The 17,463-nt window shown below is 56.3% G+C and carries 16 protein-coding genes and 1 other annotated feature; of the genes, 1 reads left to right on the top strand and 15 read right to left on the bottom strand.

Annotation, left to right across the window (positions count from 1 at the left end):
- Positions 1–3 precede the first annotated feature (3 nt).
- The 14 genes from tuf to rpmG form a co-directional block, all read right to left on the bottom strand.
- The gene (gene tuf, locus SDD30_RS04845; RefSeq protein WP_434073801.1) at positions 4–1,206 is read right to left on the bottom strand and encodes an elongation factor Tu; all 1,203 of its coding nucleotides are present in this window, start codon (positions 1,204–1,206) and stop codon (positions 4–6) included.
- A 95-nt stretch (positions 1,207–1,301) separates the two neighbouring features.
- Positions 1,302–3,380, bottom strand: coding sequence for an elongation factor G (gene fusA, locus SDD30_RS04840; protein ID WP_434073800.1), 2,079 nt, complete (start codon positions 3,378–3,380; stop codon positions 1,302–1,304).
- Between the two features lie 88 nt (positions 3,381–3,468).
- Positions 3,469–3,939, bottom strand: a complete 471-nt coding sequence (gene rpsG, locus SDD30_RS04835; protein WP_434073799.1) for a 30S ribosomal protein S7 — start codon at positions 3,937–3,939, stop codon at positions 3,469–3,471.
- Positions 3,940–3,959: 20 nt separating this feature from the next.
- Entirely contained in the window at positions 3,960–4,334 is a 375-nt protein-coding gene (gene rpsL, locus SDD30_RS04830) for a 30S ribosomal protein S12 (protein ID WP_109206928.1), read from the bottom strand.
- Between the two features lie 22 nt (positions 4,335–4,356).
- Entirely contained in the window at positions 4,357–4,608 is a 252-nt protein-coding gene (locus SDD30_RS04825; protein WP_434073798.1) for a L7Ae/L30e/S12e/Gadd45 family ribosomal protein, read from the bottom strand.
- A 38-nt stretch (positions 4,609–4,646) separates the two neighbouring features.
- Positions 4,647–8,141, bottom strand: coding sequence for a DNA-directed RNA polymerase subunit beta' (gene rpoC / locus SDD30_RS04820; protein WP_434073797.1), 3,495 nt, complete (start codon positions 8,139–8,141; stop codon positions 4,647–4,649).
- Positions 8,142–8,167: 26 nt separating this feature from the next.
- Positions 8,168–11,590 (bottom strand): DNA-directed RNA polymerase subunit beta, encoded by a 3,423-nt coding sequence (gene rpoB, locus SDD30_RS04815; RefSeq protein WP_434073796.1) that lies wholly within the window; start codon positions 11,588–11,590, stop codon positions 8,168–8,170.
- A 220-nt stretch (positions 11,591–11,810) separates the two neighbouring features.
- Positions 11,811–12,191 (bottom strand): 50S ribosomal protein L7/L12, encoded by a 381-nt coding sequence (gene rplL / locus SDD30_RS04810; protein ID WP_434073795.1) that lies wholly within the window; start codon positions 12,189–12,191, stop codon positions 11,811–11,813.
- Between the two features lie 33 nt (positions 12,192–12,224).
- Complete coding sequence (rplJ, locus tag SDD30_RS04805; protein WP_434073794.1) at positions 12,225–12,755, bottom strand: 50S ribosomal protein L10; 531 nt, start codon at positions 12,753–12,755, stop codon at positions 12,225–12,227.
- A gap of 17 nt (positions 12,756–12,772) precedes the next feature.
- Positions 12,773–12,910: a sequence feature (ribosomal protein L10 leader region), on the bottom strand.
- 14 nt (positions 12,911–12,924) lie between these two features.
- Positions 12,925–13,620, bottom strand: coding sequence for a 50S ribosomal protein L1 (gene rplA, locus SDD30_RS04800; RefSeq protein ID WP_434073793.1), 696 nt, complete (start codon positions 13,618–13,620; stop codon positions 12,925–12,927).
- 52 nt (positions 13,621–13,672) lie between these two features.
- Entirely contained in the window at positions 13,673–14,098 is a 426-nt protein-coding gene (rplK, locus tag SDD30_RS04795) for a 50S ribosomal protein L11 (RefSeq protein WP_109206921.1), read from the bottom strand.
- A 17-nt stretch (positions 14,099–14,115) separates the two neighbouring features.
- The gene (gene nusG / locus SDD30_RS04790; protein ID WP_434073792.1) at positions 14,116–14,643 is read right to left on the bottom strand and encodes a transcription termination/antitermination protein NusG; all 528 of its coding nucleotides are present in this window, start codon (positions 14,641–14,643) and stop codon (positions 14,116–14,118) included.
- Between the two features lie 16 nt (positions 14,644–14,659).
- Positions 14,660–14,893, bottom strand: coding sequence for a preprotein translocase subunit SecE (gene secE / locus SDD30_RS04785; protein ID WP_434073791.1), 234 nt, complete (start codon positions 14,891–14,893; stop codon positions 14,660–14,662).
- A gap of 17 nt (positions 14,894–14,910) precedes the next feature.
- The gene (gene rpmG / locus SDD30_RS04780; protein WP_109206918.1) at positions 14,911–15,060 is read right to left on the bottom strand and encodes a 50S ribosomal protein L33; all 150 of its coding nucleotides are present in this window, start codon (positions 15,058–15,060) and stop codon (positions 14,911–14,913) included.
- A 430-nt stretch (positions 15,061–15,490) separates the two neighbouring features.
- Here rpmG and SDD30_RS04775 point away from each other — a divergent pair, with 430 nt between their 5' ends.
- A complete protein-coding gene (locus SDD30_RS04775) occupies positions 15,491–15,844 on the top strand; it encodes an SMR family transporter (protein WP_434073790.1) in 354 nt (117 codons plus the stop codon).
- 494 nt (positions 15,845–16,338) lie between these two features.
- On the opposite strand, the gene ychF is transcribed toward SDD30_RS04775, so the two are convergent.
- Entirely contained in the window at positions 16,339–17,412 is a 1,074-nt protein-coding gene (gene ychF, locus SDD30_RS04770) for a redox-regulated ATPase YchF (RefSeq protein WP_434073789.1), read from the bottom strand.
- Positions 17,413–17,463 lie beyond the last annotated feature (51 nt).

Here is a 17,463-nt window from a genome sequence, read left to right as displayed (position 1 = left end):
AAGTTATGCGTTAATCCCGGTAACAACGCCGGCGCCTACAGTTCGACCACCTTCACGGATAGCGAAGCGCAAGCCTTCCTCAATAGCAATGGGGGTGATAAGTTCGATGTCCATGCGGATGTTATCACCCGGCATGACCATCTCGACACCCTCCGGCAGGGTCACAACCCCGGTAACATCCGTCGTCCGGAAGTAGAACTGGGGCCGGTAGCCGTTGAAGAAGGGCGTATGCCGGCCGCCTTCTTCCTTAGTTAATACGTAAACCTGACCTTGGAATTTGGTATGAGGCTTGATGCTGCCCGGCTTGGCCAGAACCATACCGCGTTCGACTTCTTTGCGATCGACGCCCCGGAGCAGGGTGCCGATATTATCGCCAGCTACGGCTTCGTCCAGGATCTTGCGGAACATCTCCACGCCAGTGACGACTGTCTTCCGGGTCTCATCCCGCAGGCCGATAATCTCGACTTCGTCACCGACTTTAATTTTACCCCGCTCCACCCTGCCGGTAGTCACGGTACCGCGGCCGGTAATGGTGAAGACGTCCTCAATGGGCATCAGGAAGGGTTTGTCAACATCGCGTTCGGGGGTAGGAATATAGCTGTCCACGGCATCCATGAGTTCCCACACCTTACCGCACCACTCGCACTCCCTCTTGCCGCAACCGCATTCCATGGCCTTCAGGGCGCTACCAGTAATGATGGGGATCTCGTCGCCGGGGAATTCGTACTCGGTTAACAGTTCCCGGACTTCCATCTCTACCAGTTCCAGGAGCTCGGGGTCGTCGACCTGGTCAACTTTATTCAGGAAAACGACAATGTAAGGAACACCGACCTGGCGGGCCAGGAGGATGTGCTCCCGGGTCTGGGGCATAGGGCCGTCGGCCGCCGATACTACCAGGATGGCACCGTCCATCTGGGCGGCACCGGTAATCATGTTCTTAACGTAGTCAGCATGACCCGGGCAGTCGACGTGGGCATAGTGGCGTTTTTCAGTCTCGTACTCAACATGGGCGGTGGCAATGGTAATCCCGCGCTCCCGCTCCTCCGGCGCCTTGTCGATTTGGTCATAGGCCGTCGGTGTCGCCCCGCCGGCCTTGGCCAGGCAGAAGGTGATAGCTGCCGTCAGGGTGGTTTTCCCGTGGTCAACGTGGCCGATGGTGCCGACGTTGACATGGGGTTTCTTGCGTTCATATTTTTGTTTGGCCATGATCTTTTAGCCTCCTTAAAAATATAGCTCTTTTAGTGTGAGTAGAATCCTTAACACCAGGGGAAGGCCTCTCCCCTCCCCACCCAAAACTTTTCCTAGGCGCCCTGGCGCTTGGCAATAATGGTTTCGGCTATATTCCTGGGCACCTCGTCATAATGGTCAAACTGCATGACATAGGTGCCGCGACCCTGGGTTCGTGACCGCAGGTCAGTGGCATAGCCGAACATCTCGGCCAGGGGTACATGGGCGCGAATGATCTGGGCCCCGGCCCGGGGTTCCATGCCCTCGACCCGGCCCCGACGGGAATTGAGGTCGCCGATGACGTCGCCCATATACTCATCGGGCACGACGACCTCGACCTTCATTACCGGTTCCAGCAGGACTGGCTGCGCCTTCCGGGCGGCATCCTTGAAGGCCAGGGAACCGGCGATCTTAAAGGCCATTTCCGAGGAGTCAACCTCGTGGTAGGAGCCATCGACCAGGGTCGCCCGGACATCTACCACCGGGTAGCCCGCTAAGACACCATTGGCCATGGCTTCCTGAATGCCGGCGTCGACTGCCGGGATGTATTCCTTGGGAATGACACCGCCGACAATCTTATTAACAAATTCGTAACCCTGGCCGGGTTCCTGAGGCTCGATCTCAATGACCACATGGCCGTACTGGCCGTGACCGCCGGTCTGGCGAATGAACTTGCCCTCCGCTTTAACAGACCGGCGCACCGTCTCTTTGTAAGCCACCTGGGGCCGCCCGACCTTGGCGCCGACCTTAAACTCCCGCAGCAGGCGGTCGACAATAATCTCCAGGTGCAGTTCACCCATACCGGCGATAATGGTCTGGCCGGTCTCCGGGTCAGTATGCATCCTGAAGGTCGGATCTTCCTCCGCCAATCTTTGCAGGGCGATGCTCATCTTCTCCTGGTCGGCCTTGGTTTTAGGCTCAATGGCCACGTCAATAACCGGTTCCGGAAATTCCATGGCTTCCAGGATAATGGGATGCTGCTCATCACACAGGGTATCTCCGGTGGTCGTTTCTTTCAAGCCCACGGCGGCCGCAATATCACCGGCATAGGCCTCTTCGACCTCTTCCCGGTGGTTAGCGTGCATGCGCAGGATCCGGCCCACCCGTTCCCGGCGCCCTTTGGTAGAGTTGTAAACGTAAGAACCCGACTTTAAAGTCCCGGAGTAAACCCGGAAAAAGGTTAGTTTGCCCACATAGGGGTCGGCCATAATCTTAAAGGCCAGGGCGGCAAAGGGCTCCTTATCGCTGGAATGGCGCTCGTCCTCGGTGCCGGTTTCCGGATCGACGCCCTGGATCGCCGGGACATCGGTAGGGGCCGGGAGGAAGTCGACAATGGCATCCAGAAGGGGCTGGACGCCCTTATTCTTAAAGGAAGACCCGCAGAGAACGGGGACCATCTTGACGGCTATAGTTGCCTTGCGAATGCCGTTTTTGATCTCCTCCGGCGTTAGTTCCTCGCCTTCCAGGTATTTTAACATTAGTTCTTCGTCACTCTCGGCTACGGCTTCCAGCAGCTTTTCCCGGTATTCCTGCACCAGGTCCTGCATAGCGGCAGGAATAGGCTCCTCATCAATGGTGGTCCCTAGTTCGTCGGTATAGTAAATGGCCTTCATGGTGATCAGGTCTACCAGACCCCGGAAGCTATCCTCAGCGCCGATGGGTAACTGTACGGGTACCGGGTTGGCCCCCAGGCGTTCGGCAATCATCCGTACGCCCCGAAAGAAATCGGCGCCGACGCGATCCATTTTGTTAATGTAAGCAATCCGGGGGACGCCATACTTGTCAGCCTGGCGCCAGACGGTTTCCGACTGGGGTTCGACCCCGCCCACGGAACAGAAAACGGCCACGGCTCCGTCCAGGACCCGCAAGGAGCGTTCCACTTCCACGGTGAAATCCACGTGGCCTGGCGTGTCGATAATGTTAATCCTGTGATTCCGCCAGAAGCAGGTGGTTGCCGCTGAGGTAATGGTGATCCCGCGTTCCTGTTCTTGAACCATCCAGTCCATGGTAGCATTACCATCATGGACCTCGCCCATACGGTGTAAGCGACCAGTATAAAAAAGTATCCGCTCGGTGGTAGTAGTCTTACCGGCATCAATATGGGCCATGATGCCGATGTTCCGCGTTTTTTCCAGTGGGTATTCTCGAGCCATGGTTTCATCCCTTCTATTAATCAGGTTGCCGGTCACCGGTGGTCACCACGTGGTGAGCCCCAGTCCCCCGGGCCCCTGACCCCCACGCCTACCACCGGTAATGAGCAAAGGCTTTATTGGCTTCTGCCATCTTGTGGGTATCTTCCCGCTTCTTTACGGCCCCGCCGGTATTATTGGCGGCATCCATTAATTCGGCCGCTAGCTTTTCCTGCATACTCTTGCCGCTCCGGGCGCGGGCGTAATTGACCAGCCAGCGCAGGCCCAGGGTCTGGCGGCGTTCCGGCCGCACCTCAATGGGTACCTGGTAGTTGGCGCCACCCACCCGGCGCGCCTTAACCTCCAGGACCGGCATGACATTTTTTAAAGCCTGTTCGAAAACCTCTACCGGCTCTTTGCCGGTTTTGCTTTTGATGGTGGCAAAGGCCTGGTAACAAATCTCCTGGGCTGTTGACTTTTTACCATCCAGCATGATCTGGTTAATCAATTTGGCAACTTTGGTATTCCCGTAGAGCGGGTCCGGTAAAACGGCCCGTCGGGGAATTCTGCCGCGACGTGGCAATCTTATCCCCCCTTTACCTGCTATTTCTTCGGCCGTTTGGCCCCGTATTTGGAGCGGCCCTGGTTACGATTCTGCACGCCGGCAGAATCCAGGGTACCCCGTACGATATGATAGCGGACACCTGGCAGGTCCTTAACCCGGCCGCCCCTTACCAGGACTACCGAGTGTTCCTGCAGGTTATGGCCAATGCCGGGGATATAGGCGGTTACTTCAATGCCATTGGTCAAGCGGACCCGGGCGACCTTACGCAGGGCCGAATTCGGCTTCTTAGGGGTAGTGGTATAAACACGGGTACAGACACCGCGTTTCTGGGGCGATTCCTTGAGGGCCGGAGCCGTTGACTTGACCGTGACTTTTTCCCTCGCCTGCCGCACCAGTTGCTGTATTGTCGGCATCCCTTCCACCTCCTTCCCCGGTTTACTCTTCTAGAATAGCGGCTGAGGCAGAGCCGACTTCAATGGCGCAGGCCTGCCCCAGCTCTTTCATGGAATCTACTTCGACTACTTCCACACCCCGTTCACGGCAAAGCTGGTAGAGGGGCCCGGTTATATGGCCCTCGGCATCCCGGGCGATATAAACCACGCGGGCCTTTCCCTGGCCGACGGCCTTGGTTACCTGCTTGGTACCCACGGCTCGCTTTTTAGCTGTCCGCAAACGTTCATAGGGCATAAATCAACCCCCCAGGACAGTCACACTAATAGATATTATCATTTTCCAGTAGCCGTGTCAACAGTTTCCGCCGGAACTTCCCTGGTATCGACGGCAGGGGCTGTCAGTTGCAGCTGGCGGTAACGGTTCATGCCGGTCCCCGCCGGAATTAGTTTGCCGATGATAACGTTCTCCTTGAGGCCCAGGAGGGGATCGACCCGACCCTTGATAGCCGCCTCCGTCAGCACCCGGGTGGTCTCCTGGAAGGAGGCCGCCGAAAGAAAGGAGTCCGTAGCCAGGGAGGCCTTGGTGATGCCTAGCAGCACCGGCCGGGCTGTAGCCGGTTTACCGCCGCTGGCCGCGACCTTGAGGTTGGCTTCTTCAAAGTCAAAGATGTCCACCAGGGAACCGGCCAGGAGGTCGGTATCCCCCTGGTCCTCCACCTTCACTTTACGCAGCATCTGCCGGATCATCACTTCGATGTGTTTATCGTTGATATCGACGCCCTGAAGGCGGTAAACCCGCTGCACCTCCCGCAGGAGATAGAGTTGGACGCCGCGGACACCTTTAACCTTTAACAGGTCATGGGGATTGACGGAGCCCTCGGTCAACTCATCCCCGGCCTCCACCTGGTCACCCTCAACCACCTTCAAGCGGGAACCATAGGGCACCTGGTAAGAGGACTTCTCACCCTCGACGGTGGTAATCTCGATCTCCCGCCGGCCCCGGATCTCGCTGATCCCGGTGACTGTCCCGCTGGACTCGGCAATGATAGCCTGGCCTTTGGGTTTACGGGCTTCGAAGAGTTCTTCTACCCGGGGCAGGCCCTGGGTAATATCGTCCCCGGCCACGCCGCCGGTATGGAAGGTACGCATGGTGAGCTGGGTGCCGGGCTCGCCGATGGACTGGGCAGCGATGTGGCCGACGGCTTCGCCGATCTCCACTTCCTTGCCGGTGGCCATATCGCGGCCGTAACACTTACGGCAGACGCCGTAACGGGTCCGGCAGGTAAGGACGGAGCGGATCTTGACTTCTTTGATCCCGGCGGCCACTATGGCCCGGGCCTGCTCGTCGTTGATCATGGTGCTGGCAGCTGCCAGGAGTTCTCCGGTTTCCGGATGGCGAACATCTTCCAAGGCGTAACGGCCAGCCAGTCGCTCTTCCATCTTTTCGATGACCTGGTTGCCTTCCTGGATCTCCCGGACCTCAATGCCATTGGTGGTACCGCAGTCGTCTTCCCGGACAATAACGTCCTGGGCGACGTCCACCAGGCGCCGAGTCAGATAACCGGAGTCAGCCGTCCTTAAGGCGGTATCGGCCAGACCTTTACGGGCGCCGTGGGTGGAGATGAAGTACTCCAACACCGTCAGGCCTTCCCGGAAGTTGGCTTTAATGGGCAGGTCGATAATCCGGCCGGAAGGGTCGGCCATGAGGCCGCGCATCCCGGCCAGCTGGCGGATCTGCTGGATATTACCGCGAGCGCCGGAGTTAGCCATCATGAAGACCGGGTTGAATTTATCCATGCCCGCCATAAGCTGTTTGGTCAGGGTATCGGTGGCGTTGTTCCAGAGGGAGATGACTTTCTGGTAACGCTCTTCTTCGCTGATTAAGCCCTTGCGGTACTGCTGGTCGATCTTCTCGACGTTGGCCTCGGTGCTAGCGAGAATCTCCTTTTTCTCCCCAGGCACGACGATATCATCGATGCCGATGGTAAAGCCAGCCAGGGTGGAGTAGTGGAAGCCCACCTTTTTAATGCCGTCCAGAAGGGTGGCGGTGGCTTCTGTACCCAGCAGATCGTAACACCGGGCGATAATCTCCGTTAGTTTCTTTTTGTCGACCTCGCAGTTGTAATAACCGAGTTCCTTGGGGATAGGAATTTCCCGGTTAAAGATGAGGCGACCCATGGTTGTTTCCTGCAACTGCCCGTCTTCCTGGCGGACTTTAATCAAGGCGTGAATGTCAATAACCCGGTTGAGATAGGCCATATGGGCCTCATCATAACTGCTGAAGACCTTGCCCTCCCCCCGGGCGCCCGGGCTGGCAGTGGTCAGGTAGTAGGAGCCCAGGACCATATCCTGGGTGGGGGAGACCACCGGTTTGCCGTCCTTGGGGTTTAAGATATGATGGGCGGCCATCATTAAAATCCGCGCCTCGGCCTGGGCCTCGGCCGACAGGGGCACGTGGACGGCCATCTGGTCGCCGTCGAAGTCGGCATTGTAGGCCGTACAGACCAGGGGGTGGATCTGGATGGCCCGGCCTTCCACCAGCACCGGTTCAAAGGCCTGGATACCAAGCCGGTGCAGGGTCGGCGCCCGGTTTAAGAGCACCGGGTGCTCGGCGATGACCTCTTCCAGAACGTCCCAGACCTCGTTTTTGACTCTTTCCACCATACGCTTGGCGCTCTTGATGTTGTGGGCCAGGCCGGTATCCACCAGACGCTTCATGACGAAGGGCTTAAAAAGCTCCAGGGCCATCTCCTTGGGCAGGCCGCACTGGTGCATCTTTAACTCCGGGCCGACGACGATGACCGAGCGGCCGGAGTAGTCCACCCTCTTGCCTAGCAGGTTCTGGCGGAAGCGGCCCTGTTTGCCTTTCAGCATATCGCTCAAGGACTTCAGGGGCCGGTTGCCGGGGCCGGTTACCGGCCGGCCCCGGCGGCCGTTATCGATGAGGGCATCGACGGCTTCCTGGAGCATGCGTTTTTCATTGCGGACGATAATGTCCGGGGCGCCTAAATCCAGCAGCCGCTTTAACCGGTTGTTCCGGTTGATGACCCGCCGGTAAAGGTCGTTCAGGTCGGAGGTGGCGAAGCGGCCGCCGTCCAGCTGGACCATGGGCCGCAGTTCCGGCGGGATCACCGGTACGACATCCATTATCATCCATTCCGGCCGGTTACCCGAGGCCTTGAAGGCTTCTACTACTTCCAGGCGGCGCAGGGCGCGGATCTTGCGCTGGCCGCTGCTGTCCTTTAACTCCTGGCGCAGTTCGGCGGCCATCTGTTCCAGGTCAATCTCCTGCAGCAGCTCTTTGATGGCTTCTGCTCCCATGGCCGCCCGGAAGGTGTTACCGTATTTATCCCGGTATTCCCGGTACTCGGCCTCAGTCAGGAGCTGCTTTTTGACCAGGGGTGTGTCCCCGGGGTCAATGACGACATAGGAGACAAAGTAAAGAACCTTTTCCAGGGAGCGGGGGGACATATCTAGAATCAGACCCATCCGGCTGGGGATGCCTTTAAAATACCAAATATGGGATACCGGGGCGGCTAGCTCAATATGACCCATGCGTTCCCGGCGCACCTTGGCCCTGGTGACCTCCACGCCGCAGCGATCGCAGACAATGCCTTTATAACGGACCCTTTTATACTTGCCGCAGTGACACTCCCAGTCTTTGGTCGGGCCAAAAATCCGTTCACAGAAAAGGCCGTCGCGTTCTGGCTTCAGGGTGCGGTAATTGATGGTCTCTGGTTTTTTCACCTCACCGCTGGACCAGGCCCGGATCTGTTCCGGTGAAGCCAAACCAATGCGCATCCGTTCAAAATTACTTACATCCAGCATGGAACCAGCCCCCTTAAAGACCAGGATTATTCGTCATCGCCATAATCATCGTCCGGTATAGCCCGGTCATCGCCTCCACTGACATCCAGTTCCAATTCTGAGGGGTCCAAATCGGCGGGATCAAAGTCCAGGTCCTCATCCCTCTCTTCCTCGTTCTCCCCCCCATTTTCCGGTACCGTCTCTGGCTGGCCGTGAACATCCAACCCCAGCTCCTGGGCGGATTCGCCAACGTCGTCGTCATCGTCTTCTTTAATCTCGATCTCTTCATTCTCCTCGGAGAGAACCTTGACGTCCAGCCCCAGGCTCTGGAGCTCTTTAATCAGGACCTTGAAGGATTCCGGCACGCCGGGTTCGGGGACATTCTCCCCTTTGACGATGGCCTCGTAGGTCTTCACCCGGCCGACAACGTCGTCCGATTTGACTGTCAAAATCTCCTGGAGGGTGTAGGCGGCGCCGTAAGCCATCAGCGCCCAGACCTCCATCTCCCCGAAGCGCTGGCCACCGAACTGGGCCTTGCCGCCCAGGGGTTGCTGGGTTACCAGGGAGTAGGGCCCGGTAGACCGGGCGTGAATCTTATCGTCCACCAGGTGGGCGAGTTTGAGCATATACATGTAACCTACAGTTATCGGACGGTCAAAGGGTTCTCCACTGCGGCCGTCATAGAGGATTGTCTTGCCGTCCTCTGGCAGGCCGGCTTTGCGGAAAGCCTCTTTAATCTCTTCCTCTGTGGCCCCGTCAAACACCGGTGTGGCCACGGTAATCCCCAGTGCCCTGGCCACCCGGCCCAGGTGGGTCTCCAAAATCTGGCCCAGGTTCATCCGCGAGGGGACACCCAGGGGGTTGAGGACAATCTCGATGGGGGTACCGTCGGGCAGGAAGGGCATATCCTCTTCCGGCAGGATCCGGGAGATAACACCCTTATTACCGTGCCGGCCGGCCATCTTATCGCCTACTGATATCTTGCGTTTCTGGGCGATATAGACCCGCACCAGTTCATTAACCCCCGGCGCCAGCTCGTCGCCGTTCTCCCGGGAAAAAACCTTGACATCAACAATGATGCCGGATTCCCCATGGGGGACCCGCAGGGAGGTATCCCGGACCTCCCGGGCCTTCTCGCCGAAGATGGCCCGCAGGAGCCGTTCCTCGGCTGTGAGCTCAGTTTCCCCCTTGGGGGTTACCTTGCCCACCAGGATATCGCCGGGTCGCACCTCAGCGCCGATGCGGATAATGCCCCGCTCGTCCAGATCCTTGAGTACGTCTTCACTGACGTTGGGGATATCGCGGGTGATTTCCTCGGGGCCTAGTTTAGTGTCCCGGGCGTCACACTCGTATTCTTCGATATGAATGGAGGTAAAGACGTCTTCTTTGACCAGTTTTTCACTGATCAAGATAGCGTCTTCATAGTTATAGCCCTCCCAGGTCATAAAGGCTACCAGTATATTGCGACCCAGGGCCAGCTCACCCTGGTCGGTCGAGGGCCCGTCAGCAATAGCCTGACCGGCGGTCACCCGTTCGCCCTTGCGGACAATGGGTTTCTGATTAATGCAGGTGCCCTGGTTGGAACGTATGAACTTCTGCAGGCGGTGGGTCTCCTGCTGGCCCTGATCGGTGCGGATAACGACCTCACGTCCGGTAACCCTTTCAACTACGCCATCATTCCGGGCCAGGACCACTGTACCGGAATCGTGGGCCGCCCGCCACTCCATCCCTGTTCCCACCACCGGGGCCTCCGTCCGCAGGAGGGGTACAGCCTGACGCTGCATGTTGGCGCCCATGAGGGCCCGGTTGGCATCGTCGTGTTCCAGGAAAGGGATCATGGCGGTGGCCACACTGACCATCTGTTTCGGGGAGACGTCCATATAGTCTACCTGGCCGGCCGGCACTACCAGGATCTCGCCGCCCTGGCGGGCGTTAACCCTCTTCTCTAAAAAGTGGCCTTCGTCATCCAGAGGGGCATTAGCCTGGGCGATAACATACTTGTCCTCTTCATCAGCAGTTAGGTAATCCACTTGATCGGTAACAATACCCTTTTCCTTGTCCACCCGGCGGTAAGGAGTTTCGATAAAGCCAAACTCATTAATCCGGGCGTAGGTACTCAGGGAACCGATCAGGCCGATGTTGGGGCCCTCCGGAGTCTCAATGGGGCACATGCGGCCATAGTGGGAGGTATGCACGTCCCGGACTTCGAAACCGGCCCGCTCCCGGGAGAGACCGCCCGGGCCTAGGGCCGACAGCCGGCGCTTATGGGTCAGCTCCGCCAGGGGGTTAGTCTGATCCATAAACTGGGATAGCTGGCTGGAGCCGAAGAATTCTTTAATGGCCGCCACCACCGGGCGGATATTGATTAAAACCTGGGGGGTAATGACGTCGACGTCCTGGATGGTCATCCGCTCCCGCACGACCCGTTCCATACGCGCCAGGCCGATGCGGAACTGGTTCTGCAGTAGTTCGCCGACGGAACGCAGCCGCCGGTTGCCCAGATGATCGATATCGTCGGGTTTAACCTCGCCGTCCATGAGACGCAGGAGGTATTTTATGGTATAGATAATATCTTCCTTGGTCAGGGTACGAATGTATTCTTCGTGACCATCTATCTCCTGGGTCAGGATGCCGTGGCCCAGTTTTTTATGGAGCTTGTAGCGGCCGACATTGCCCAGATCGTAGCGCCGGGGATCAAAAAACAGGGATTCCAACAAGTTCCTGGCGCTATCTACCGTCGGCGGTTCCCCGGGTCGTAACCGCTTGTAAATTTCAACCAGGGCTTCTTCTTCGGATTCGGTATTATCTTTTTCCAGGGTGTTTTGAATGCGCCCGTCGTAATCGAAAAGCTCGAGAAGCCGGGCATTGGTGTTATAGCCCAGGGCGCGCAAGAGGATAGTCGCCGGGATTTTCCGGGTGCGGTCAATCCGGACGTAGATGCTCTCGGTATTATCCGTCTCAAACTCCAACCAGGCGCCACGGTTGGGAATCACCGTCGCCCCGTAAACCCGGGCGCCATTGGTATCAATGCCCACGGCATAGTACGCCCCCGGGGAACGAACTAGCTGGCTGACAATAACCCTTTCGGCACCGTTGATGATGAAGGTACCTTTATCGGTCATTAAGGGGAAATCCCCCATAAAGACCTCTTGCTCTTTAACCTCGCCTGTTTCTCTATTAATCAAGCGCACCTTGACCCGCAGGGGGGCAGCGAAGGTCATGTCCCGCTCTTTACATTCATCTTCTGAGTACTTGGGCTCACCTAGGGAATAGTCCACAAACTGCAGGATCAGGTTGCCGGTGAAATCCTGGATCGGTGAGATATCCCGGAAGATCTCCCGCAGGCCGGTGTCGATAAACCACTGGTAGGAGTTACGCTGAATTTCAATGAGGTTGGGTAACTCCAGGGTCTCTTTAATTTTGGCAAAGGTCCACCGTTCCCTGGCCCCGACCTTGACTGGATAAGCCAAAGTTCAAGCCCCCCCACAAGAAATTCAAAAGCAAGGTACTAAAAAACCTCGCTTTTGTAATCTAGTGTTCCTGTTACCTATTATTTCCGTATAAGCCAAAGCTTAATCCTACGCCCATAATTAATGGCATTTTAGTATGATAGCACAAGGGGCGGCTGATGTCAAGAAAAATTTTATAAATTAAAGCCAGGGTTCCCTGGCTCCCTGGCTTGCGACCTGGTTATTTTATCTCGACAGTGGCCCCAGCTTCTTCCAGCTTGGCTTTAATGCCTTCGGCCTCTTCTTTGCTAACCTTTTCTTTAACCGGCTTGGGGGCTTCGTCAACCAAGGCCTTAGCTTCCTTCAAGCCCAGGGCGGTAATCTCGCGGACGACCTTGATGACGTTGATCTTCTTATCGCCGGCTGCTTTTAAGATGACGTCAAATTCGGTTTGCTCTTCCGCCGGAGCTTCCGCCGGGGCGGCAGCACCCGGGGCTACGGCCATGGCCACAGGGGCTGCGGCACTAACGCCGAATTCCTCCTCCAGGGCCTTGACCAGCTCGGACAGTTCCAGAACCGTCAGCCCTTTGACGGCTTCGATGATCTCCTGCACTTTGCTCATAATCAGAGTTCCTCCTTTGAAAATAGACTTCTCCTACGCGGCTTCTTCTTTTTGCTTGCGGATGGCCTCCAGAGCGTAGACCAGGTTGCGGATGTTCCCGGCCAGGACGTTGACCAGGCCGGCCAAGGGTGCCTGGAAGCCACCGACAACCCGGGCAAGGAGCTGTTCGCGGGACGGTAAATCTGCCAGGGCTTTGATGTCGCTGGCGCTAATGACCTTGCCTTGCAGGACGCCGACTTTTATTTGAAAGGTCTTGCTGTTACGCATTACCTCACTCAAAATTTTGGCCGGCGCTACTGGGTCAGTGGAACTGAAGGCGATAGCCGTGGGACCTTCCAGGTACGGTTCCAGGCCTTCCAGGCCTAGTTCTCGGATCGCCCGGATCGTCAGGGTATTCTTAACTACTTTAAATTCCACCCCGGCTTCCCGCAGTTGCCGGCGGAGTTTGGTCATCTCCGCTACATTGAGTCCCCGGTAATCGGCCAGGAGCGAGACTATGGAGGAGCCCAGTTTCTCTTTTATCTCCTTGGTAACTTCTACCTTGGCTGCGCGCTGCTTGTTCACCTTACCACCTCCTGTCTGCCAGAAAAATTTAAGCCCCCGCAGACATACGAGGGCAATATGCAAGTAACCGTTGAGAACGGTTACCCTTCTTCACCTCGGCAGGCAATTTTAGGCCCCTGGGCACCTGCTGTCTCCGGTAAAAACGCTATTTAGTTAGGTAGTTTACCTGCTATTTTACAGCCCGCAGGGGGTTGACATTTATCCCCGGTCCCATGGTCATGGCCAGGCTGATGCTCTTTAAATACTGCCCCTTAGCCGCCGCCGGTTTGGCCTTCACCAGCGCTTCCATAAGTACCCGGAAGTTCTCCTTCAACTTATCGGTCTCAAAGCTGGCCTTACCTATGGGGGCATGGACAATAGCTGTTTTATCGACCCGGAACTCAATTTTACCGGCTTTTACCTCTTTAATAGCCCGGGCCAGGTCCATGGTCACTGTTCCCGCCTTGGGGTTGGGCATCAGGCCCCGGGGACCCAGGATACGACCCAAACGGCCAACCAGGCCCATCATATCCGGAGTGGCGATGGCTACATCGAAATCCAGCCAGCCGCCCTGGATCTTCTCGACCAGGTCTTCCGCCCCGACAAAGTCAGCCCCAGCTTCCTCGGCTTCCCTGGCCTTGTCACCCTTGGCAAAAACCAGGACGCGCCGGGTCTTGCCGGTACCGTTGGGTAGGACCACTGTCCCCCGCACCTGTTGATCGGCGTGGCGGGGGTCGACGCCCAGTTTTACCGCCACTTCCACCGTCTCATCGAATTTGGCGCTGGCCGTCTTTTTTAAGAGTTCAATAGCCGCGTCGGGGTCATAGAGTTCCTGCCGGGATACCAGTTTGCTAATTTCCCGGTACCTTTTTCCATGTTTGGGCACTTGTTATTCCTCCTTGTGGTGCTAGCGGATTGCTCCTCCCACCGGATAATTGTCAGCCTTCTACTTCCACGCCCATGCTTCGGGCAGTGCCTTCGATCATGCGCATGGCTGCCTCGACGCTGGCGGCGTTGAGGTCTTTCATTTTTAACTCGGCTATCTCCCGGACCTTTTCCCGGGAAACCTTGCCCACTTTTTTCCGGTTGGGCTCGCCGGAAGCTGTCTCAATACCCAAGGCTTTTTTCAGCAGCACAGCAGCCGGCGGTGTTTTGGTGATGAAGGTAAAGGAACGATCCTCAAAAACGGTAATCTCCACCGGAATAATCAACCCGGCCTGGGCCGCCGTCCGGTCGTTAAATTCCTTGACAAAGGCCATAATGTTAACCCCGTGCTGGCCCAGAGCCGGGCCCACCGGGGGGGCTGGCGTCGCTTTACCTGCCGGTACCTGCAACTTAACAATCGCCGCTACCTTCTTGGCCATCTCTAAGCACCTCCCTGTTAACCTATTTTTTCAATCTGGTTAAAATCCAACTCAATGGGTGTTTCCCGGCCGAACATGGATACCAGGACCCGCAATTTACCTTTATCAGGCAGAATCTCTTCGATGGAACCAATAAAATTCTCGAAGGGCCCGCTGGTTACCCTGATATTTTCGCCCACGGCGACATCGATACGCGGCCGCGGTTCCTCGACACCCATTTGCTGTAAAATCTGTTCGACTTCGCTTTCCTGTAGAGGAATGGGTTTGTTACCCGTACCCACAAAACCGGTAACCCCGGGGGTGTTACGCACCACATACCAGGAAGCGTCGGTTAAAACCATTTCCACCATGACGTAACCAGGGTAAACCTTGCGTTTGACTATTTTGCGCTTGCCGTCCTTGATCTGGACTTCGTCTTCCATGGGCACGACGATCCGGAAGATCTTATCGCCCATATTCATGGACTCAACGCGTTTTTCCAGGTTGGCCTTAACCTTGTTTTCATAGCCGGAATAAGTGTGGATGACAAACCATGCCTTGTCCATTTTTAACCTCGCAGCCTTAGCGCAAGATCAATTTGCTCAGCAAAAAGCTAAAGGCTGAGTCAAAAATAGATAATAACACGGCCACAATAAGTACTGCTACCAGTACCACCGCGGTATAGGTACCCAGCTCCCGGCGGCTCGGCCAGTGGACTTTCTTGAGTTCGGCCCAGGAACCCTTGAGGAATCTGGTAACCCGCTCGCTGAAGGCTACTTTGTTGGCGGTCGGTTTAGCCACACTCTTGGTTACCATCAATGCAAACTCCTATCTTATTTCGTTTCCTTGTGGACAGTATGCCTACCGCAGAAACTGCAATACTTCTTCAATTCGATGCGATCGGGGTCATTTTTTTTATTTTTGCTGCTCATATAATTACGCCGTTTGCACTCGGTACAGGCAAGGGTAATTCCCACCCGCATAGCCGGCCACCTCCTCCAAAAGACACTCAAGTTAATTTAGCATAAATATAAAGCCCTGTCAATGTCTGTTTGTTGACGCCTTCGGGCCAGATAAGGCCTGGAGTTATATTCTACACCCGCAGGGCTCTTTCCTGCCTGTCCATCTATATTATTGCCGGCTACCTGGAAATTAACTCCTGCGAAATGAGATATGAGATGTGGGAGGTGAGAAGCGGGATTCCTGTAGAAACTGGCTACGCGAGTTTCAGATTAAAGATTGCCTGCCTCTCATTTTTTCCCTTCGTTGGTGGTCCGCCGGTTCGTGGATCGGCCCCAGCCCCCATGAATGACTTCTAATGCTCCAAGGGGGTTGCTTATGACCGGCAATGAGTTATATTAGATTAGTATAGTACGGCCGGTTTAATATTTCCATGGGAAAGGAGGCAGGGTTATGCCTGTCCTGTTTTTCATTCTTATTTCGGTATTCCTGGGTGCCGCGGCCCAGGTCCTGTTCAAGGTCGGCGTCCAGCATCTGGACGGGGTAGTTTTTGACTTGCAGGGATTTATTCGTCTGGGTCTAAGTCCCTTTATCCTGACCGGATTGGTGTCCTTCGCCGCCAGCTTTATCCTCTGGCTGAAAGTCCTGGCCGATGTGCCCCTGAGCTACGCCTACCCCATGGTCAGCCTGGGCTATGTCCTGGTCTTCCTGGTTTCCTGGTTATTCCTGGGGGAAAGCCTGCCACCTTTACGCATCCTGGGTCTGGTTCTAATCATTGCCGGCATCCTGGCTATCGCCCGCAGTTAAAAGGGGGCGCCGGTGCGCCCCCAGGCAATAGCCTCTTCTAAAGCTAATTGCCGAAGAAAAGCAGGATCAGTACCAGAAAGAGGATAAAAGCCCAGTTACCAAAAACAAAACCGTCCGCCATAGTTGGCCCCCCTTCCAATCTCCCCAGGTTTTAGTTTAATCTATGCCGCAGGCTGGGAGTTGGTTACTGTACGGCCGGCGCCGGGTTATATAAAGATAATCAGGCCGATAAGCAACAAGAGAAAAAGAAAGAGCAGGCCGCCGTCGGCAATAATATCCCGCACTTCTACTTCCGGTAGGCTCTGGACTTCAACCATGGATATCCCCTCCGAAAATGATTCTAGCGCCCTTATGGTATTTTATGTCGCTCCTCCGGAACAGGTTACTTTGGCAAATCTATGTCGTCTGGTCACGTTTACCCGGGCAGCGGCCAGGGCTGCCCGAATGGCAAAAAAATCCCCCGTGGATATGGGGGACAAGTGGCTAAAGGTCAACTAAACATTAAAGCGGAAATTGATAATATCACCATCCTGGACTATATAATCTTTACCCTCCAGACGGGCCAGGCCCTCTTCCTTAACTTTATTCATATTGCCGCACCGCTCCAGGTCGGCAAAGTTGACTACCTCGGCCCGGATAAAACCCCGTTCAATATCGCTATGGATCTTACCGGCCGCCGCCCGGGCGTTGGTGCCGGCCTGGATGGTCCAGGCCCGGACCTCATCTTCGCCGGCAGTCAAGAAGGAGATCAAACCCAGGCGGTGATAGATCGCCCGGGCCAGGCGGTCAATGCCCGGTTCGGCGATGCCCATCTCCCGCAGGAAGTCTTCCCTGTCGCCCGGCTCCAGGCGGGCAATCTCGGCTTCCAACCCCGCGCAAAGGGTCAATATCGGTAAACCTTTTGGTTCAGCATAGGACTTGACCTCTTCTTCCCCAGCATAATGCCCGGAGCGGAGCTGGTCTTCATCGATATTGACCACTATAATCATGGGCTTAGTTGTCAAAAAGCCCATATGCCGCAGGTCCTGCCATTCGTCCGCCGTCAAGCCGGCTTCCAAGAGGGGCTTTTCGGCTTCCAGGGCCTCCCGGCATTTCTCCAGGGCCTCCCGTTCGGCCTGCATTTCCGGCTTTATTTTCTTACTGGTGGCAATCCGCTCCAGCCGGGTTTCCACCAGCTGCAGATCCGCCAGAAGCAGTTCCGCATTAATTGTCTCCAGGTCCCGTACCGGATTGAGCTCGCCTTCCACATGGATTACTGCTTCATTACGGAAGGTACGGACGACATGGATCAGGGCATCTACTTCCCGGACAGCACTCAAGAAAGCCGCTCCGGAGCCCCGCATCAAGCCCGGGACATCGATAATCTCCAGGGTGGCGGGGGTGACCTTGCGAGGATGATAAAGGGATGCCAGGAAATCCAGGCGGGCATCGGGTATGGGAGCCGTGCGGATGTTGGTCCTGATACGGCCGGCAAAGGCCGAGGTTTCCGCCTCCGCCTGGGTTAGAAGGTTAAACAGGGTTGTTTTGCCTACCAGGGGTAAACCGATAATACCGCAGGTCAGGGGCAATGCACTTCACCTCGGCCTAAGTATAGCAGTTTCGCCAGCAAAAGGGAAGGC

The sequence above is a fragment of the Moorella naiadis (nom. illeg.) genome (assembly GCF_051020825.1).
Lineage (GTDB): Bacteria > Bacillota > DSM-521 > Neomoorellales > Neomoorellaceae > Neomoorella > Neomoorella naiadis.
Note: the sequence above shows the minus strand (reverse complement) of the source record. Positions and strands in the feature narration are given on the sequence as shown.